This window comes from Variovorax sp. J31P179 (assembly GCF_030316985.1).
In the GTDB taxonomy this organism is placed as follows: Bacteria; Pseudomonadota; Gammaproteobacteria; order Burkholderiales; family Burkholderiaceae_C; genus Variovorax; species Variovorax ginsengisoli_B.
In genome coordinates this window covers 15654-35102 of sequence record NZ_JASZYL010000017.1, presented here as the reverse complement: position 1 = coordinate 35102, position 19449 = coordinate 15654, and the positions used below count along the sequence as shown (strand labels likewise).

The following is a 19449-nucleotide window of genomic DNA, read 5'->3' as shown; positions in this document are numbered from 1 at the left end:
TTAGCGAACATAAAAGGGGGTTTCGGGTGCCTAAGCTCTTGCATGCGCTGTAGAAGACGACCACCACGTAGTCCTCGAAGCCGTCCCCTCCCTGGAACTCCGTGATGGCCGCTTCGCCCGACCCAAAAAAGGACCGCCTGCTCGCTGCGCTGCCGCAAGCCGAGTGGCAGCGCTGGTTCCCGCAACTTGAGCGGGTTTGACATGCCGCTGGGCCCGGTCCTGTACGAGTCGGGCGGCGCGCTCAGCCACGTGTACTTTCCATCCGCCGCCATCGTCTCGCTGCTCTATGTCATGGAAAACGGCGCCTCGGCCGAGATCGCGGTCGTCGGCAACGAGGGCATCGTCGGCATATCCCTCTTCATGGGCGGCGAGTCCACGCCCAGCCGCGCGGTGGTGCAGAGCGCGGGCCATGGCTGGCGGGTGAAGGCGCAGATGATGAAGGACGAGTTCAACCGGGCCGGCCCGGTGCTTCACTTGCTGCTGCGTTACACCCAGGCGCTGATCACGCAGATGGCGCAAACGGCGGTGTGCAACCGGCACCATTCTCTGGACCAGCAGCTATGCCGCTGGCGTTGGCCACAATTCAGCCATGGTACCGCTGCACGTCCAACTCGCGAGCTCAACGCTTCGAGGCGTCATCAGGCGCTTGCATTTCCCACTGGAAATCATGCTGGTATGCGTGCGCTGGTACGCGGCCTACCCGCTGAGTCTGCGGCACTTGGAGGAGATGATGGCCGAGCGCGGCGTCCTCGTCGACCATGAGACGGTTCACCGCTGGGCACTGAAGATGTTGCCCGTACTGGCTCATGTTTTTTCGTCGGCGAAAGCACGCCGTAGGGCGTTCCTGGCGGGTCGCCGAGACCTATGTTCAGGTCGGCCAGGCGTGAAGAGCCGGCGGCGCGCCGATTCTTTGAGCGGGCCAGCGAGCAGCACAACTACCCTGAGAAGGTCACCATCGACAAGAGCGGTGCCAACACGGCTGCCGAGAGAGGCCTGATCGCCGACAGCGGTCTGGGCATTGAGTTGCGTCAGTCCAAGTATCTCGACCACGTCGTCGAGCAGGACCACCGCGCGATCAAAACGGAGAGTGCGGCCGATGATGGGATTCAAATCGTTCTGGTCCGCGGCTCGCCTGATCGCTGGCATCGAGCTCATGCACATGATCAAGAAGGGGCAGCTCAGCTGCTCCACGGGCTTGGTCGTGTCCGACGCCGATCGCTTCTACAGTCTCGCCACCCGCTGGGCGACATCAACGTCGGACTTGCCACGCCTCGTCAGGCTTATCGCGACAGAACCGGAAAAGGTGGCAGGAGCAACTCAGAAGAAGGTCGGCGATGTCAAGGATCGCTGTAAGTATGGTCACGAAAGCCCTGACCAATCGGGTAGTCGAAGCAGGCGCTGCCGGCCGGAAAGATTGCGCACGCGGCGCGTCGGGCGCTGAGCAGTTCGCTGTAGGTTTCATCTTCGATCAGCGCGACGGCAGGCCGCGCACCGGCGCGAAAGCACGGCCGGCGCCGTCAGAGACGCACTTCGACATGCGTGGGTAACGCGCCGCCCTCCGGCTCGACGAAGGCCACCACGCCGCCCTCTACCCGCCGGAACGCCAGATCGAATCGGCTCGCGCCTACGGAAATGTTGCCGATGTTCAGTGAATCGATGCCGACGGGCAACCGAGGTCTGTTGATGAGCATGCCGTCTGCCTGTGCGTCGATTTCCACCCCCAGGCACGCCTGCAGTAGCATGAACACCGATCCGGCAGCCCAGGCCTGTGGGAGACAGGCGACCGGGTAGGCGGTGGGCGATTCGCCCGGCGAACGCTTGAATCCGCAAAACAATTCGGGCAAGCGCAGCCCGAAGAAGGCGGCGGCCTCGAACAGGTTGTTCAGCAGATGGACTGCGCCATCGCGGTCGCCATACCGCGCCACCCCCGCGGCGCAAAGTGCCACGTCGTGCGGCCAGACAGACCCGTTGTGATAGGACATCGGGTTGAAGCGCGCCATGTTTGAAGGCAGCGTGCGGACGCCCCATCCGGAATCAAACGCGCCCGAAAGAAGATGCCGAGCCACGATGCGTCCACGTTCGGGCGAGGGGAGGCCGCTGAACAAGAGGTGGCCGGCGTTGGAAGCGCGCACACGGCATGGGCTGCCCTTGCCGTCAAGCGCGATCGCATAGAACTGGAGATCGTCCTGCCAGAAGGCTTGCTCCACCCGGGCCGCCAAGGACGACGCAGTCTCGCTCCACCGTGCAGAAGCAAGGTCATCGCCGCGGCCGGTTGCCAGCGACGCCATGCCACGCAGTGCCGCATACGTGTAGCCCTGTACCTCCACCAAGGCGATCGGTCCGATTGGCGAACTGCCGTCTTCGTGGAAGACGGAGTCGTGGCTGTCCTTCCAGCCCTGGTTGGCGAGTCCGGTGGCCTCTCCGCGTGCGTAGCTCAAAAAGCCGCCATGGCGCGTCATGTTGCCCTCGATCCATGCGATTGCCGCCACCAGCGCGCTCCATATGCTGTTGATGAATACGGAGTCTGCGGTGCGCTGGGCGTAGGCCGCGGCCAGCATGACGAACAAAGGTGTGGTGTCGACGCCGCCGTAGTACTGGCCGAAGGGCAATTCGTTGACCGCCGCCATTTCGCCCTTGCGCGTCTCGTGCATGATCTTTCCGGGCTCGGCGTCGCGGAAGGTCGATGTCTCGAGCGCCTGGTGAGCCGCCAGGAAAGAAAGCACACCTCGCGCAAGGGCCGGATCGATCCACAGCGTTTGCATCGCCGTGATCACCGCATCGCGGCCGAAGGGCGTCGCAAACCATGGAATGCCCGCGTACGGGTACGGGCCGGTGGGCAATTCGGTGGTCAGTAATGCGAGGTCCGCCTCCGACTTGTCGATCCATGCTTGGAACAACCGGTTCGACACACGCAGCCGCGCGCCACGGCGGCGGTGCAGTCGCAGCATGGAGCGTGCCTGTGCCGCGGCGTTGCGGTACCTCTGGCGCGACGGCAGGGTCTGCGTGGTCCCCACCTCGACGTACAGCGTCCAGTGTTCGCGTCCGGCTAGGAGCACCTCGAATTCCGCGTGGCCTTCGGTCAACCGTTGCGGCACCTCCGAGAACGACACCACGGCGCTGCGCCACACGGCGTCGAGACCCTGATAGCGCAACGCGACGCCGCGGTCGTCGACTTGCGCGTCGGCGAGATCGCCGCGCTTGGTCCGGCTCTGGCCTCGCACCTCGAACATGTCCCGGAAGTCGGCTGCGTAAAGCAGTTGGATCGGCACGCGCGCGGCGGCGTCGCTGTAGTTGGCAAGTGAAATGCGTTCGTACACGCAGGCGTTCCACAGAAAGCGACGCCGTTCCAGATGAATCACGCCTTCGGCCATCGAGGTTTCACCCAGCGGTGGCAACGGGTGGTTAGTCATGCTGGCTGTGAAGAAGGCGTTGTCCTGGCTCACCGCACTCGAAAGGAGCGCCGGCTGGCGCCCGTCCATCAGGAGGCGGAAAGTCGACAGGAGTCGGGTATCGTTGTGGAAGAGGCCGTCACCCTCGCCGGTGACATCGCCAAACGCATCGGCGACCAGGAAGGTATCGCCTTCCTTCAAGACGAAAAGCCGCTGTCCGGAGCGCGCAGGCGGGGCGGGCCACGCATCTTCCTGCGTCGCCGTGGATATTTCCGTGGCCGTGATCACGGCACGGCTCCTGCAGGTCCAGGTCTTCTCATGCCGCCTCGCCTTCGAGCAGACTGGCTCGGCTGTCGCGCGCTAGCTGCCAGTAGAGTTGCGCGTAGTGCTGCGCCATTGCCTGCGCCGTGAAGCGCTCATCGAATGTGGCACGAACCCGCGAGCGCGGCAGACGCCGTACGGTTTCGACGGCCTCGGCCGCCTGCGCGACGTCGTCCACGATGTAGCCCGTGACGCCCGAGTCGACGATCTCGGGCACCGAGCCACAACGCCAGGCAATCACCGGAGTGCCGCAAGCCATCGCCTCGATCATGACCAGACCGAACGGTTCGGGCCAATCGATCGGGAATAGCAGCGCGCGCGCATCGCCGAGGAATTGACTCTTGTCCTCATCGCCGATCTCCCCGAGAAACTCGACCAAAGGGTGGTCAAGAAGCGGGCGAATCTCACGCTCGAAATACTCGCGATCGACGTTGTCGACTTTTGCGGCGATGCGCAGTGGAACGCCGGACAGCTTCGCGATCTCGATGGCGCGGTCCGGCCGCTTCTCAGGCGAAATGCGGCCCAGGAAAGCCAAGTAGTCGCCCCGTGCCGAACCGCTGAACCGATAGCTGTCCGCGGCCACGCCGTGGTGCACCGTCGCGTACCAATTTCCATCGGGCAGCGGCTTTCGTTGGTTGTCCGAAATAGACACGAGCGGATACTTCTTCCATCGGCGGTAGGTATCAGGCAGGTCGGCGATGTCAAGCCGGCCGTGCAGTGTCGTCAAGGTACGCCCAGCGACATCCTCAAACAAGGGAAAGTGCAACATGTCAGTGTGGAAATGCAGCACGTCGAACTCGTCGGCCATGCGCCGTACCTCATCCAGCATCGACAGGTGGCTCGCAAGATCGGACTTAAGGATTGCAGGGTCCAGGCGGAGCGCCTGACTGCGCGTGGCCACGAGCGTGGCTCGCGTTCGAGCCTCGCCGGACGCGAACAGAGTGACTTGATGGCCATGGTCCACAAGGGCGTCGGTCAGGTGCGCGACCACCCTTTCCGTCCCGCCGTACATGCAGGGCGGGACCGATTCATAAAGGGGTGCGATCTGAGCGATTTTCATGGCTGCTCTCCTGATACCAACCAGACAACACTACGCGGGTCAAGTGACCGAAAGTGTGGGATTCGTGGACAACGCATGTAGGAGATCGCGAAACTTCGCTAAATTGGTGAAGCCCGTAGCGCGGGCGACGTTCGAGCACCGATTTGTCGCACGCCTTCGCCGACATCGTCGAGGAAATCAATCAGAGTCGACGATGTGATGCTTTGAGGAACTCAACCTAGATATCGGCGATAGACCTGGAGAGCCAATAGCGCTGTGGCTTCTGCGACGGCAGCGTCACCGCGCTCTCGATCCGCCGCGCGATGCGCCCGCTGATGCCGGACTTGGCTGCGGCCAACTCCTGGGTCTTCTTGCCGTTGTTCATCTAGAGGCATACCTGCTGAGCCATGATTCGGGGACCTGCCACGGGGGCCGACCTCTTCTTGAGACCTGAATCCGTCATCGTGAACCCCACCAAACCGGCGCCGCCGGTGGCTCGTCGCCTACGGCGGCTACTCCCTCACCACCGGCCATCATGCGTGTCGTTCAGCCAGCCGGCCAAGGTGAGTGTCGCCGACGCCATTGTCCTTATTCAATTTTCTATTGGTCGGGGCGAGAGGATTCGAACCTTCGACCCTCCGGTCCCAAACCAGACACGCGACCTTGCGTCATATCCGGTGCCTTTCGCCCGTGCCGTTTTTCGCCACCGTCAAATTCTGATTTGGTCCGGCCGCGGTTCATCTGCGTCCATCATTCGAGCCACCGCGCTGACCTGAGCGGCCCCCGCCCTGAATCCGCGATCCACCTGGCGGCGAACGCTGTCTGTCAAGGCCATTGCCGCAACAGACGCAACCGATCCAAACAGCTTGCGGCCTGGCCCTTCGAAGGTTCCAGAATCACCCCTGTCGCCGACGCTGCAGTCCCTCTGTCCCCGTCGAATCAGCATGAACGGCGAGTCCTCGCGACTCTGCCCTCCGCCGGAGGCAAGTTGGATGCACTTGTGATGAACGGAAGGGAGGTGAGATGAAACGGATGTCGTCCATCGCCCACTTCCGGCGTCTGTGCTGCCTTGGCATGCCGCCTCAGTCCGTGATGCCCAACCTGCTGGCTGCAGCGCATGATTCGCTGCCCTCGGAGACCAACGGATTCTTTTGGGCCGACGAGAACGGGGGCTTGGCCGGGTTCACGCCCGAGTACGTGGTTCCGGAGGTCGTCACCACGCTGGCGGAAGACTTCGCGGGTGTGGTGGAGCGCGCGTTGGCCCTCAGTTTCGAAATGACGATGCGTCGGGGCGTTGCGATCGGAAACCTGCGCCGATCTTCACCCGGGACTTCTATCGCGGCAGCACCTATCACCTGATCTATCGCCCGTACGCGTTGCATCACGCCATCGATGGAATCGTGCGCGATTCGCCGCAGGGAAAGGGACTGGGCGCTTTGGTGTTGGGCCGGTCAGCCCGGCAGCCTGAATTTAGCTCGGTGGAAAAGAACATTCTCCGGCAATCACTTCCCTACCTCGCGCATGCCATGCACCCACCCGAGACACCTGATGTAGACCACTTCGCGGCCGAGCTTGCGGACAGCGGCCAGAAGGGCCTCGTGATCCTGACCCAGAGAGCGGAGGTCGCCTACATCAGTGCCCGGGCTCGCGAGATCCTCCTGCTGGCGGCTCATCCCGGCGCGCCTGCGGAGGGAGGCAATGGCAAGGGCGCAGCGCATGTGCCTCCGGCGATCCTGAGGGTTTTCGCCAACCTCGTGCTGATTTCGCAGGGGAGCGATGCGGCCCCCCCTGTGGCCCAGTGCGACAGTCCCCTGGGCCGCTTCATATTCCGCGCGCACTGGCTCGATCCCGTCTCGGACTCCGCAAGTGCCATGATCGGCGTCACCGTTCAACTGCAGGAGCCATTGGTCCTGCTGATGACGCGCAACATGCAGGCCGAAGGGCTCTCTGACAAGCAGAAGGAACTGTGCCTGCTGCTGGCGCGGAACCATTCGTTCGCGGCCATCGCGGCACAGCTCCACATCAGCCTTGCAACGGCGAAGGACTATGCGGACCGCGTCTATCGCAAGCTCGACGTGCACACCCGCGAAGGGGCCTTGCGCAAGCTCAGCCGCCCATGACGCTCGCGTGCAATCACGGGGACGCCCACTTGACGCGTGACACCACGCCCCCGTCGATGCGCAGGTCGCCACCGGACATAAAGCTCGCATTCGGCCCGATGAGCCATTCAACAGCCGCGGCAATGTCCTCCGGCGTGCCGACGCGTTTCATGGGCACTGCGGACCTGAGCGCTGCGAGTTGGGGGTTGGCTTTTTCCTCCTGCATGCCCATGCCGGCGTGGATGAGTCCGGGGCCGATCGAGACGATGCGTGCCCCGCGCTCGCCCCAGGCGCCGGCGACTGCTTCGACGCGCAGTTGATTGCCACGTTTGGACACCGCGTAGGCGCCGTAGGCATCGTCCTTGTGCAGCGTGCCTACAACCGCGAGAAGCGCGCCGCTTGGCGCGGTCGCGAGTTGTTGTTCCAGTTCCACCGGCGTCGGCATGATCTGGGGCGCTGCGCTCGCGATGATGGCGGCGACGCTGCCCTCCTGTGCCAAGGGCAGGAAGGCATCCATGACCAGTGCGGCACCGAGCGGGTCCACGGCGTAGATGCGCTCAGGCGACGCCATCGTCGGAGACAGCCCGGCCGTGTGAATCATTGCTCGCAACCGGCCGGCCGCTTGCGCCGCTGCGGCAAGCGCGCTGACGGACTGCGCATCTGCGACATCCACCGCCTGCGTCAAAACGTCATAGCCGGCGTCGCGCAAGGTCGCCGCAGCCGATGCCAGCACGCCGGCGTCGCAGTCGGCCAGCAGTAGTCGCTGGCCCGCCCCGATACGGCGCGCGCAATCCAATCCCATGTCCCCTAAGCCGACGATGACCATGACCGAAACGTTCTTCACTGCGACGGCCGTCCTTGATCCGGCCGGCTGTAGTCGCACACGCCCTGCGGGAAGATCTGCTTGAGCTTCGCAACAGAGGCGTCATCTGGAATCCACGGTCCATAGGTGCCGTCAGCCAGCGCCGTGTCCACGCTCTTCAGCGCGCACTTGTAGACCCCTCCTTCGAACGGCGCGCCGGCGACGATTCGCGAAGTGCCGAACAGGGGGAATGCTTGCGTGCAGGCGCCCTTCGGCTTGTCGTCGAGAATCCCGTCCCAGACGTCGGGCCCGGAAAACAACAGATTGCCGTTGACATCGAAGCAGCTGTCCACAGCTGCAGCCGGCCGGTTCCTTGCGACACCCAGGTGCGGATGCGCGAGGATGTTGGCCATCCACTGGTCCATGACGTCGACCGCCGCGAAGTTCTTGTCCACCTGCGGCACGCCCGGCCTGGTGTCGGTGAACCAGATCACCAGGTTGTCGCTGGTCCCCGTCTTCTGCAGCACGCGCTTGCGCACCGCGAAGGACTGGTGCGCGTCATGCATGTTGACTTCGCGTTCCAGGTACTGGCGGTTGTCGATGGTCGGCAGCAGATCGTTGCCGCTGAAGACGAGGCCGGAAGCGTAGGCCGCCTGCATGGCCCCGAGGTTGCCTTCGGTTCGCGGTGCAGGCAGATCGTCGGAAAGGGGGCGTGTCATGTTGCGCCGGCTCCAGGGGTCGAACAGCGAAGGGTTGTTTCTGAGATCGGTGTTCGTGATGCCGGGATAGAACGGAAAGCCCTCCTGCAGCATGTCCTTGGGCTGAACCCAGCCGCCCACCTTGAAGTTGAGGTCGAGAAACTCCGCCGGCGTGACATTGCCTGCCTTCATCGACTTCAAGCCGTACTGCACGCCGACGTTGTCCCAGGTATGGCGCGCGTAGCCGTCGTCACCGAGGCCGTAGATGTTGCGCGCGTCGCCGAAGTGCGTCCACTGGTTGGTGTTGATGGGGGCGATGTCGCCCTGCGGCACGTAGAACACCGCGTTGGGTGCTTGCCCGTACCACGGGTTCATCACCAGCGGGAACAGCCCGCGCCAGCCTTTCACGCACTCGGTCGAGCCGGTGGTCATGCTCGGACCGGCCAGGCCGAGGGCCTGCTTGTACGGTGCCATCGGGTCGGCCACCGACGGCTCGCCGTTCATGCCCACCAGCAGCGTTCGATTCTTGACATCGCTCCAGCGCACGTTGTTTCGGTCGATCACGTCCATGTAGTACTCAAGCAGTTCGCAGTCGCCGACGTGGGTCACCTGCGACACCATGTCGGGGAAGGACTGAACGGGCAGCAGGGCGTCCAGAACGCCGGGATGGTTCTGCGCCAGGATGTACTGCGCGATGGCGCCCCCGGATCCGCCCAGCCCCACGGTGTAGGTCGGCACGCCATAGCGTTCGATGAAGCGCTCCTTGGTCATCATCGCGGTCTCGTCGGCCAACTGCAGGTTGTAGTGGGTGCCGGTGTTGTTGCCGCTGGAGTGCGCGATGGCGTAGCCCCGCTTGAGCATTTCGGGTTCGAGCGAACGATCGCTCACGGATCCTTGCGAATGCCCGATCCCGACACCGCCATTGAAGTAGTAGTTGAGGCGGCCGTTCCATAGACTGGTGTCCGGGTGCGCCGGATCCTCTCCACGCGGCGCCAGCATTGCGAAGCTGTACAGGAAGCGGTTGATGGTGCCGACTTCGCGGCGCACGATGAAGTCCACGGTGCGTTTGTCGGGCAGCGTCACCTGGGTCATGTCGGTCGGCGCCGCGTCACCCGGTGGCAGAAGTTTCCAGGTGTTGTCTGCCGCTCGATACCAATAAGAAATGAAGCTGTCGATGGAGCAGTCGCGGCTGTAGCCGGCGATGGCGCCGCCTGCGTCGAGCACAGCGTAGCCAGGCGAAACAGCCGAGTCGACCTTCGGTTGCAGCCCGAACATGTTCGTCGTGCAAACGAAGGGGGCCTGGTGAGGCCCCGAAAACATAGGACCCTCGATGGGGTAATTGGTGAGGTGGATCGACGCTGCGACGATCAGGCCGTGCGCGAAACGGACTTGGAGCGTGTTGTCCCCGTCCTTGAAGCCGGTGACAACGCCTTCCAGCCCCCATCCGCTGGAGATCAGCGGCGGTGCCGGCGTAGTCTTCACGCCATTGATCCAGATCTCCACCTTGTCGTGCAGGATCCTGGGCGCTTGCACCTCGATGCGCGCATCTCCACCCGAGACCCACTGCGGTGCACTCGAAAGAATCCGAAGGGTTACCAGCGCCAGCTTTTCATTGCCAGCGTCCGATTTCCCATTGCCAACGACCACCGCCTCGACGCGAGGATCTTTCGCATCGGATGCCGCCGCAACAGATGTTGTCGATTCCGGCGCGGCCGCCGAGGACTTCACGGACGATGTCGACGGCGTGGATGCCGCGAAGCCTGACGACTCGCCGCCTCCACCGCCGCAGGATGCGATGGAGAGTGCCATCAGCAGCGAGCACACGAGGCATCGTCCGCCCGATCCCAACAGAATCGTTTTCATAGATTCTCTCCTTCGATCGTGTATCAACTCAGGCGAAACAGTGTGAGCGCAAGACCCGCAGCCGTCTGCCCTCCTGCGGAGGGCAATTGCATCCGGGTGGCGGGCGTCGAGGGCCAGTCCAAACCGCCTTGAACTTGCTCAGCGGTTGCGAACGCCTCTTCAAGACTGCCTGCTGCCATTCGAAATTTGCTGTCGAATGACGGCGGTCGCCGAAACCTGACCTTGGCTCTTTTCTTAACGAACGGCCGGTGCAATCTAGAACTTGACTTCGCCGACGTCGTTGAGGAAGTTCGAGTGCGACGCTTGCCTCGGATCGCGAGCGGTAACAGACAACCAAGACGAAATCGCGCGTGAGCGGCTGCTTCCCAATGTCGAGAAATGGCATTCAGGGCCCATCGCGGTCTTTCGGCTTCGGCTCCAGCATGTCCGCAATGCGTATAACGCCGACATTGGCCCAGTCGAGGCGCATCGAGCCGGATGGATTTTTTGTTCCGCTTGGGCCCATCCCCGAATGGCGAGGCGCTCACTGCCCGATCGATGCCTTCAGCTCCGAGAAGCTCATGATCCGGCCGGCGATCGCGCTGGCGGCTACTGTGCAAGGGCTGGCGAGCCACAGCGCGCCCGGGCCCGAGCGACCCGGAAAGTTGCGATTGATCGCGCTGATCGTGACTTGGTCCTCGCGCTCGCTGGCGCCCGGGCCCGCATTGATGCACGCCCCGCAACCGGGCTCGACCAACTCGACGCCCATGCGCTCGAAGAGCGCCACCATCTGCATCCGGTCGCTGCGCGCGCGCACGTCCTCGCTGCCGAACTGCAGGAAGAACCGCACGCCCGGCGCGATGCCGAGCCGGTGTTGCTCGGCCCAGGCCAGCACCGCGTGGTAGGCCCCAATGTCCTCGAGCTTGCCCCCCGTGCAGGAGCCACCGTACGCAATGTCGATCGCAACCGCCTTGTCGAGTGCCGACAGCGCAAGGCCCTGCCCGGGATCCCCGGGGCGCGCCACCATGGGTTCGAGCGTGCCGCAATCCACCTCGATCTCGTGCGCATACTGCGCCCCCTCGTCGCTGCGCATCCAGGGTTCGAGTCGGAAGTCGACGCCCCGACGCTCGCGCAGGAAGCGAAGCGTTTCATCGTCGGGGGCCACGATGCCCGTCAGGCCGCCGATCTCGGCCACCATGTTGGTGAGCGTGGCGCGCGCGTCCGTCCCCATCGCGCGCAAGGCCTCGCCCATGTACTCGAAGACGAGTCCGACCAGGCTGCCGTTGCGGACCTCCGGCAGGCGCAGCAGATGCAGCACGACATCCTTGGCGTCGACCCCGTCGGGCAGCGTCCCGCGCAGCTGCACCCGACAGACCTTCGGCGCCGCCACGCGCACATCGCCCGTGATCCATGCGTTGGCCATCTCGCTCGCACCGATGCCGAAGGCGAATGCCCCGAGCGCGCCGCAATGCGGGGTATGGGAATCGGTGCCGATTGCGACCTGGCCCGGCAACACGTAGCGCTCGGTCATGATCGAGTGGCAGATGCCTTCCGCCCCCTTTCTGCCGGGCACGCGGTGATGCAAGCGAACGCCGTGCTGCGCGCAGAATTCTTCCTGCATCCTGCCCATCGCCATCGCGGAGTCGAGCAGCCCCAGGGCGCGCTTTGCCGGTGACATGGTCTCTTCGACATAGACCAGGTGATCCGCGAAGCACTGGATCGATGCGACGTCGTGCAAGGCAATGTCGGGGCCCATCGCGTTGTTCATGAACGCGGCGCACATCCCGGTCACGTAGTCGTGCGAGTAGCGCCAATTCGCCTTCACGAAGCTGATGCCCGAGGCCGAAGGCGGCCTCCTGGCCGAGCGCGCGATGATCTTCTCGACGTAGGTCAATGGGCGGCTCTCGGGCGGCTGCGGCTCCATCGCGATCTCGCCGGCGAGCCGGGCCTTCGTGTAGTTGAATAGCCCTCCTCGCGCCAATACATCGGCCGTCACGGCATCCAGCCCCGCCACCAGCTCCGAGACCGGTATCGCCTCGCCCGCGCGGATGCGATCGACGAGGCCGAAGTCGCTCGACGTGAAGATGCCGAGGTTGTGGCAGTTCTGGCGATAGATGCGCTCGAACTTCTGCGCAATGACCAGGCGGATGCCCGCCATGCGCTCGGCATAAGGACTGGCCTCGCGCGACGAGCCCTTGCCGTAGCGCGTGCCGGCCACCGTCACCGCGAAGCCGCCGCGCCGTACCTGGTCGGTGCCGATGGGCCTGCGACCCTCGCAGGTAAGGCCCACGTAGGGATAGCGGCCGAGCGTTTCGTCGACATGGAAGCAGGCCCAGCCCGGCGTGATCTCGTCCGTGGACACGTCGTCGCGCAGCTTGCCGGCTTGCGCCTGCGAGAGATCCTCGCCGGCGATCTGCCGCTCGATCAGCGTCGGATCCTCCGACAGGAAAAGGATGCGGCCTTCGAATCGGATGGCATGCATGTCGGCTCCTCTGGCTGCGCCGGTCATTCGACCAGCTTGACGTCGGCATCGCGAATGATGCTCTCGCGCTGCTGTCGCTCCGCCTGCATGCGCTTGGCGAAATCCGTCACCGTCCCGCCAGTGGGCGTGAGGCCCAGCTCGGCGAGCTTGCTGCCGACGCTCGGGTTGCGCAGCGCGATGCCGACGGCCTCGTTGAGCCGAGCGACGATCGGCGCCGGCGTCGACTTGGGCGCCATCAGGCTGTAGCTCACCAGCATGTCGGTGCCAGGCAAGGTCTGCCCCATGCGGGGAATCTGCGGCTGTGCCTCGTACACCTTGGTGGACGCCACGCCGACCAGCTTGATCTTGCCGGCCGCCACCATCGGCTGCGCCGTGCTAACCAGCGTGATCAGCATGTCGATCTGGCCCCCGGCGAGGTCGCCCAGGGCCGCGCCGGCTCCGCGGTAGGGCACATGATTGAGGCGGACCTGGCCTGACTTGGCAATCAGCTCGCCCAACAGATGATGATCGGTGCCGACGCCGGGGGTGCCGAAGCTCAACGGCGCGCTGCTGGCCTTCGCTTGCTTCAAGAGGCCTGCGAAGTCGTTGGCCGGTGACGCGCTATTGACCGCGATCACGAGCGGCGCCTCCGCCAGGTGCGCGACCGGCGCGAGCGCGGCCACGGCGTCTTCCGCCTTCTTGCCGTAAAGCGCCGGATTGATGGCGTACAGGCTGTCGGTCGCCAGCAGCAGCGTGTAGCCGTCGGCGGGCGCCTTGGCGACCAGCGAGGTTCCGACCAGCCCACCCGCACCCGTGCGGTTGTCGACCACGACCGGTTGCTTGAGCGTCTCGGTCAGCGAGTTGGCCAGCACCCGTCCCAGGATGTCGGCGCTGCCGCCCCCCGCGAAAGGCACGACGAGCGTGATCGGTCGGGCAGGATAGGCATCGGCGGCGGCAGCGCCACTGACGATGCCGCAGGCGCAGGCAGCCAGTGCGGCGCCGCGCATCAGCGTTCCGATGGCGAAGTTCGCGCTGTTCAACTTCATGCTTGTCTCCAGGTGTGGGTATAGCCCTCACTCTAGATTTCCCTTAGAGACACAAACTTCAATTTGGCGCATTGTTCGTTCCCATTTGGAACTTATCCGCACCGATGCGCACCGATTTCGATCCCGTCACCCTGCGCCTCTTCCTGGCCGTCTGCGAAGAGGGAAGCATCGTCAAGGCGGCCGAACGGATGTCCATCGTGCCCTCGGCCGTGAGCAAGCGCATGGCTGCACTCGAGGACGACGTCGGCATCGAACTGCTGCAGCGTGGCGCCGGGGGCATGGGCCCCTCCGAGGCCGGTCAGGCATTCGCAAGTCAGGCCCGGGAAGTGCTCGCCGGCATGGACCGCATGCACACGACCATGCGCGACATGGCGACGGGCGGCGCCGGGACGGTTCGCATCCTCGCGAGCCTGGCGGCGCTGTCGCACCGTCTGCCTGCCGACATCGCCGCCTTGCTTCGAAAGCACCCGGCCCTGAAGCTGAGTCTGCGCGAGGCGTCCTCCAGCGAGATGGTGCGGCAGGTGAAAGAGGGGGCGGCCGACCTCGCGGTGTGTTGGGATGTCGCAGACTTGACGGGGCTGCGGGCCGTGCCCTATCGACCCGACCATGCCTGCGCCCTGGTCTCGCGCGCCCATCCGCTGTCCCGAAGGAAGTCCGTGCCCTTCGCAGAGACGCTCGGCTACGACCATGTGAGCGCGATGCCCGGCAGCATGATGGAGACGATGTTGCGCCGGCATGCGGCGGTGGCGGGCAAGACCTTGCAGCCACGCATCGAAGTCGAGAGTTTCGAGGGCGTCGCCCATGTTGTCGCGGCCGACCTCGGCATCGGCATCCTGCCGCGCGAGGTGCTGCGCCCATGGGTCGACGAACTGCCGATTCGCGTGATTCCATTGTCCGACGGATGGGCCACCCGCCGTTTCGTCGTGTGCTTTCGGACGGATCCCTACGTGTCGCGTGCCGCGCAGATCGTCGCAGAGGGGCTTCGGCTTGCCGCCACCATCGCGGCGGAATGAACGCGTCCGCTGTCTTCCCCTTCTCGAACGTTGAGCCGCGCAGCGTCAAACTGCCGCTCATGGCCGAACCGAGTCGTTTGGCCGCCGCCCTGCGAAGGGGGGGTGCACAGCGAACTACTGCGTTGGCCCTTGACAGCCGCCCGCTGCCATTCTTACACCGGCGGGAAGCGATTCACAGCGGACTTTCAGCACCGCGGCCGCGGCATGAGGGGTGTAGGCCCCGCCTACGCCCAACCGTTGCGTTGCCCGTCTAGGATCAGACCCGGCTCGCAACACCGGGCCAACCTCATTTCGAGTTCCACCCTTCAAGGAGCGAGCATGGCATCGAAGTCAAAGAAGTCCGATAGCGTCAAAAAGCCCAACATCTTGGTCATCTGGGGCGATGACATTGGCATCTACAACCTGTCCTGCTACAGCCACGGTGTGATGGGCTACAAGACGCCCAACATCGACCGCCTTGCTAAGGAAGGGATGATGTTCACCGACTCCTACGGCGAACAAAGCTGCACGGCTGGCCGGTCCTCTTTCATCACCGGGCAGAGTGTGCACCGCACAGGACTGTCCAAGGTCGGAATGCCTGGCGCCGACGTCGGCCTGCAGGCCGAGGACGCGACCATCGCAGAGTTGCTCAAAGCACAGGGATACGCCACCGGGCAGTTCGGCAAGAACCATCTGGGCGACATGAACAAGTACCTGCCCACGGTGCACGGCTTCGATGAGTTCTTCGGCAATCTCTACCACCTCAACGCCGAGGAGGACCCTGAGGATCCCGACTATCCGAAAGACCCCAGGTTTCGCGCCAAGTTTGTGCCGCGCGGGGTCCTTAAATGCGAGGCGACCGACAAGGAAGACAAGACCGAGCAGCCGCGCTGGGGCCGTGTCGGCAAGCAGAAGATCCAGGACACCGGCCCGCTGAACCGAAAGCGAATGGAGACCATCGACGACGAGATCGTCGCCGGCGCCAAGGACTACATCAAGCGCAAGGCCAAGGGCGACCAGCCCTTCTTCTGCTGGGTCAACACGACCCACATGCATTTCCGCACCCACCCCAAGCCAGAAAGCGTCGGACAGGCCGGCGAGAGTCAATCGACCTACCACGACACGATGATCGATCATGACCGCCATGTCGGCGAGTTGCTCGATCTGCTCGATGAGCTGGGCATTGCCGAGAACACCTTCGTGATGTATTCGACCGACAACGGTCCGCACATGAACTCCTGGCCCGACGCCGGCATGACGCCCTTCCGTAGCGAGAAGGACACCAACTGGGAAGGTGCCTTCCGAATCCCGCAACTCGTGGGGTGGCCCGGCAAGATTCCGGCCGGCGTGGTGTCGAACGACATCGTTCAGCACCACGACTGGTTGCCGACTTTTCTCGCCATGGCCGGGGAACCCGACATCATCGAGAAGTGCAAGAGGGGTTATGCTGCCGCTGGGAAGAAGTTCAAGGTGCACATTGACGGCTACAACTTGCTGCCCTTTCTGACGACCGAAGGCGTGAAGAGTCCGCGGGAGGACTTCTTGTACTTCGACGACGATTCGAACCTCGTCGCGATCCGCATGAACAACTGGAAGTTCGTCTTCATGGAGCAGCGCACAGCAGGCACCTTGAAGATCTGGATGGACCCATTCACAGTGCTGCGCACTCCCAAGTGCTTCAACCTTCGGACCGACCCGCTAGAGCGCGCGGACATCACGTCCAACACCTACTACGACTGGTACATGTCCAAGGGCTATCGAATCTTTAGCGCCCAGGCCATCGTCGGCGCTTTCATGAAGACTTTCGAGGAGTTCCCGCCGCGCCAGAAGGCTGCGAGTTTCACAATCGAACAGGCACACGACAAGCTGGGCAGTGCAGCCGCGGCATCAAAGTAGAAGAAGTTACCGCTTTGACAGGTGGAACGGTCGTTTAGATCGCTCGACCGAGGGGCGGCTTGCGCTGCCCGGCCGCACGACGGGCGCTGGTGGAGGGCAGGGCAGGGCCCATTGCGGAAGTAGCCGCTGCAAATTTGATTGCCCCAAACCAGACACCGACGCGTTGGATCACCGCCGACGGGGGACACCCAGGTGTCGGGTCGCGATTGGCATGGTGAAAGTCGCAGGCAGGCAGCCGCGCGCCCTGGAGGCACCTTCCGCAAAGCAGCCGTCGGCAGTTCATGACGATAGCGGACTTCTACCGAAGCGGCAGGTGCGTCTCACCGGACCTCCAGGCTCACCTTCTCGATCGTCCCAGTGAATCGGCTTTTGACGCCCGCCACGTAGTCGCCCGAGACGGGCGTGTCATCGTCCTCGCCAACGTCAGCGCCCTCGTCAGGCGAGATGATGAAGGGAATGCTTTTATCGATCCGACCTTCCGCCACCTTCTGCCCGCCGACCGATAGTGAAGCCGTGCCACCTTTGCCGGGGCCGCCGCCGTCATACGCGAAGTCCAGCTTGATGGTCGCCTTGCCCGGGGGAAGCGCCTGAGGAGAGGCCACCGTGTAGCGTTCGAGGCCGACCCAGTTATAGGTGTACGTCGGCCTGCCGTCCTTCAGGTACAGGCTGAAGCCGCCGAAACGCCCGCCTTGCGCGAAGATCACGCCCTCGGCGCCGCCTTGTGGGACGTCGATCTCGGCGGTGATCGTGCTGGAGCGGTTCTTCGCGTTGATGAACGTGTTCTCCATCATGCCTGTCATGCCAGGGTAGAGCGTGATCGAAGTACGCGTTCCCATTAAATCGGGTCGCCCGGCGATCGCCGCGTTGAAGCGCTCGACGCTGCGGTCGTCGATCGGAAGCACGTTGTACTTCGCCGCCTCTTTCAGGAACACGGCCTGCATCTGCTTCAACTTCGCCGGCTGCGTCCCAGCGAGGTCGGTGGCAAGGCTGTAGTCGTTGCGCGCATCGAAGAGCTCCCACGTGTCCTTGTCGAGCGTCGCGCGTGGCTTGGGTTCCCATGGCGCCCTGTGTACGGTACGCGCGAGCCAGCCATCGTGGTAGATGCCGCGGTTGCCGAGGATCTCGAAATACTGCGTTTTCCGTCGGTCGGCCGCCTTCGCATCATTGAGCGTGTAGGCCATGCTCACGCCCTCGAAGGGCTTCTGGACCGTGCCGTTGACAGACTTCGGAAACGGCAACTGCGCCACTTCGAGCACCGTCGGCGCGAGATCGGTGATGTATTGCCACTGGGAGCGAATTTCTCCCCTCGACTTGATCCCCTTTGGCCAGTGCATGACCATGCCGGTCTTGGTGCCGCCGTAGTCCCCCGCCACCTGCTTTGTCCAAGCGAAAGGCGCATCTCCAGCGACTGCCCAGCCGGCGGCATAGTGTGGGTAGGTTTCCGGGCCGCCCCACTTGTCGAGGTTCTTCAACTGGTTCTCGACGGTCTCCGGGACACCATTGAAGAACGTAAGTTCATTGAACAAGCCGGTCGCCCCCCCTTCGGCGCTGGCACCGTTGTCACCGGCGACGTAGATGAAGAGCGTGTTGTCCATCACCCCCAAATCCTCGATCGCCTTCACGAGGCGACCAATCTCGTAGTCCGCCTGCTCGGCAAATCCCGCGAAGACTTCCATCTGGCGTGCAAACAGTCGTCGCTCATCGGGCGTCAGCTTGTCCCAATCCTTGATGCCGGCGGGCTTGGGCGCGAGCTTCGTTCCAGCCGGCACGATACCGAGCCTGATCTGCCGCGCCAGCGCGTCCTCGCGGTACTTGTCCCAGCCCTGATCGAATTTGCCCTTGTATTTGTCGGACCACTCCTTCGATACATGGTGCGGCGCGTGGGTCGCGCCAGGGGCGAAGTACATGAAGAACGGCCTGTTGGGTGTCATCGACTGCTGGAACCGTGTCCAGGCGATGGCCTGATTCGTCATGTCGGTCATGAAGTGGTAGTTCGGATCGGCGGGCAACTCGACCCGAGTCACCCCGTCGTACAGGAGCGGCGACCATTGGTTGGTCTCTCCGCCAAGGAAGCCGTAGAACTTCTCGAAGCCCGACTGGGTGGGCCACGTCGTGAAGGGGCCGGAGATGCTGGTTTCCCAGGCCGGCGTCAGATGCCACTTGCCGAAGGCAGCCGTGTTGTAGCCGTTCAGACGCAGCATCTCTGGCAGCGGCGCGACGCTCGCCGGACGGATGCCGGTATTGCCCTCGAACGCGGTGGCAATTTCCTGCACGGCGCCCGTGTTGTTAGTATGATGATTGCGGCCCGTGATCAAGGCCGCCCGGGTGGGCGAGCACAGCGCAGCGACATGCATGTTGTTGTAGCGCAAGCCCCCGGCGGCGAGCCGGTCGAGCGTCGGCATGGCAATCGCACCACCGAAGGTGCTCGGGTGCGCAAACCCCATGTCGTCGAGCAGCACGATTACGACGTTTGGCGCGCCCTTTGGTGCTTTCACCTCGAAACGAGGCGGCGCTTTTGCGTTGCGCACGTCGACTTCGGTGACGGGCGTGCGCCTTGGCTCAGCGATCGGGAGGACCGTCCGCTCAAGCGCCCCCGGTGACGCTTTCTGTGCCGCAGCGACGCCCGCGAGGCTGAGGCCCAGCGCGAATGCTGTCAACGCACAACGCAGGCTGTCCGGTTTCATCGGTGTACGGCCCCCGGAAAAATCGTCATTCGACTTTTTCATGGTGCTTCCTCCAACATCGATCGTGTTGCTGGCTGTATGGCGTTCCGCGAACTACTTGCGGACGACTGCCGCGCCATTGGGGCCGGTGCACCCCGCACGGTAAACGCCCTTCGCGCAATTCACTTGTGACGGCGGCGG

General features: G+C 63.9%; 12 protein-coding genes and 2 pseudogenes. 6 read left to right on the top strand and 8 right to left on the bottom strand.

Translation table 11 applies throughout. The features are described 5' to 3' along the window. Nucleotides 1-104: 104 nt before the first annotated feature. Both QTI17_RS30235 and QTI17_RS30230 read left to right on the top strand, forming a co-directional pair. Nucleotides 105-570: pseudogene (locus QTI17_RS30235) on the top strand (Crp/Fnr family transcriptional regulator); the annotation flags it as partial. Between the two features lie 19 nt (nucleotides 571-589). Next, a pseudogene (locus QTI17_RS30230) lies at nucleotides 590-1234 on the top strand (IS6 family transposase); the annotation flags it as partial. Nucleotides 1235-1517: 283 nt separating this feature from the next. On the opposite strand, the gene QTI17_RS30225 reads toward QTI17_RS30230, so the two are convergent. The 3 genes from QTI17_RS30225 to QTI17_RS30215 form a co-directional block, all read right to left on the bottom strand. After that, complete coding sequence (locus tag QTI17_RS30225) at nucleotides 1518-3677, bottom strand: amylo-alpha-1,6-glucosidase (protein WP_286537480.1); 2160 nt, start codon at nucleotides 3675-3677, stop codon at nucleotides 1518-1520. A 28-nt stretch (nucleotides 3678-3705) separates the two neighbouring features. Next, a complete protein-coding gene (locus QTI17_RS30220; protein ID WP_286537478.1) occupies nucleotides 3706-4770 on the bottom strand; it encodes a glycosyltransferase family 4 protein in 1065 nt (354 codons plus the stop codon). Between the two features lie 217 nt (nucleotides 4771-4987). After that, nucleotides 4988-5134: a hypothetical protein gene (locus QTI17_RS30215; protein ID WP_286537477.1), complete on the bottom strand. Its 147-nt coding sequence runs from the start codon at nucleotides 5132-5134 to the stop codon at nucleotides 4988-4990. A gap of 638 nt (nucleotides 5135-5772) precedes the next feature. Here QTI17_RS30215 and QTI17_RS30210 point away from each other — a divergent pair. Together QTI17_RS30210 and QTI17_RS30205 are read left to right on the top strand one after the other, a co-directional pair. Beyond that, nucleotides 5773-6108, top strand: coding sequence for a hypothetical protein (locus QTI17_RS30210; protein WP_286537476.1), 336 nt, complete (start codon nucleotides 5773-5775; stop codon nucleotides 6106-6108). Between the two features lie 17 nt (nucleotides 6109-6125). Beyond that, nucleotides 6126-6869, top strand: coding sequence for a helix-turn-helix transcriptional regulator (locus tag QTI17_RS30205; protein ID WP_286537475.1), 744 nt, complete (start codon nucleotides 6126-6128; stop codon nucleotides 6867-6869). Nucleotides 6870-6882: 13 nt separating this feature from the next. Here the strand turns inward: QTI17_RS30205 and QTI17_RS30200 are convergent, their stop codons facing one another. The 4 genes from QTI17_RS30200 to QTI17_RS30185 form a co-directional block, all read right to left on the bottom strand. Beyond that, nucleotides 6883-7692: an SDR family oxidoreductase gene (locus QTI17_RS30200; RefSeq protein ID WP_286537473.1), complete on the bottom strand. Its 810-nt coding sequence runs from the start codon at nucleotides 7690-7692 to the stop codon at nucleotides 6883-6885. After that, nucleotides 7689-10157 (bottom strand): DUF6351 family protein, encoded by a 2469-nt coding sequence (locus QTI17_RS30195; protein ID WP_286537592.1) that lies wholly within the window; start codon nucleotides 10155-10157, stop codon nucleotides 7689-7691. Before QTI17_RS30195 ends, QTI17_RS30200 begins: the two co-directional genes overlap by 4 nt. A 577-nt stretch (nucleotides 10158-10734) precedes the next feature. Then, the gene (locus QTI17_RS30190) at nucleotides 10735-12672 is read right to left on the bottom strand and encodes an aconitase family protein (RefSeq protein WP_286537471.1); all 1938 of its coding nucleotides are present in this window, start codon (nucleotides 12670-12672) and stop codon (nucleotides 10735-10737) included. A 23-nt stretch (nucleotides 12673-12695) separates the two neighbouring features. Continuing rightward, on the bottom strand, nucleotides 12696-13697 hold the full coding sequence (locus QTI17_RS30185; protein ID WP_286537469.1) for a tripartite tricarboxylate transporter substrate-binding protein: 1002 nt from the start codon (nucleotides 13695-13697) through the stop codon (nucleotides 12696-12698). 104 nt (nucleotides 13698-13801) lie between these two features. Between QTI17_RS30185 and QTI17_RS30180 the strand changes: the two genes are divergently transcribed. After that, nucleotides 13802-14710, top strand: a complete 909-nt coding sequence (locus QTI17_RS30180) for a LysR family transcriptional regulator (protein ID WP_286537468.1) — start codon at nucleotides 13802-13804, stop codon at nucleotides 14708-14710. 318 nt (nucleotides 14711-15028) lie between these two features. After that, on the top strand, nucleotides 15029-16585 hold the full coding sequence (locus tag QTI17_RS30175) for an arylsulfatase (protein WP_286537467.1): 1557 nt from the start codon (nucleotides 15029-15031) through the stop codon (nucleotides 16583-16585). Between the two features lie 320 nt (nucleotides 16586-16905). On the opposite strand, the gene QTI17_RS30170 is transcribed toward QTI17_RS30175, so the two are convergent. After that, nucleotides 16906-19311: an arylsulfatase gene (locus tag QTI17_RS30170; RefSeq protein ID WP_286537466.1), complete on the bottom strand. Its 2406-nt coding sequence runs from the start codon at nucleotides 19309-19311 to the stop codon at nucleotides 16906-16908. Nucleotides 19312-19449 lie beyond the last annotated feature (138 nt).

What these genes read in the sequence shown, in the direction of transcription:
- QTI17_RS30220 (WP_286537478.1), bottom strand. Translation starts at nt 4,770, where the DNA reads ATGAAAATCGCTCAGATCGCACCCCTTTATGAATCGGTCCCGCCCTGC.
- QTI17_RS30215 (WP_286537477.1), bottom strand. Translation starts at nt 5,134, where the DNA reads ATGAACAACGGCAAGAAGACCCAGGAGTTGGCCGCAGCCAAGTCCGGC.
- QTI17_RS30210 (WP_286537476.1), top strand. Translation starts at nt 5,773, where the DNA reads ATGAAACGGATGTCGTCCATCGCCCACTTCCGGCGTCTGTGCTGCCTT.
- QTI17_RS30195 (WP_286537592.1), bottom strand. Translation starts at nt 10,157, where the DNA reads ATGGCACTCTCCATCGCATCCTGCGGCGGTGGAGGCGGCGAGTCGTCA.
- QTI17_RS30190 (WP_286537471.1), bottom strand. Translation starts at nt 12,672, where the DNA reads ATGCATGCCATCCGATTCGAAGGCCGCATCCTTTTCCTGTCGGAGGAT.
- QTI17_RS30185 (WP_286537469.1), bottom strand. Translation starts at nt 13,697, where the DNA reads ATGAAGTTGAACAGCGCGAACTTCGCCATCGGAACGCTGATGCGCGGC.
- QTI17_RS30180 (WP_286537468.1), top strand. Translation starts at nt 13,802, where the DNA reads ATGCGCACCGATTTCGATCCCGTCACCCTGCGCCTCTTCCTGGCCGTC.
- QTI17_RS30175 (WP_286537467.1), top strand. Translation starts at nt 15,029, where the DNA reads ATGGCATCGAAGTCAAAGAAGTCCGATAGCGTCAAAAAGCCCAACATC.
- QTI17_RS30170 (WP_286537466.1), bottom strand. Translation starts at nt 19,311, where the DNA reads ATGAAAAAGTCGAATGACGATTTTTCCGGGGGCCGTACACCGATGAAA.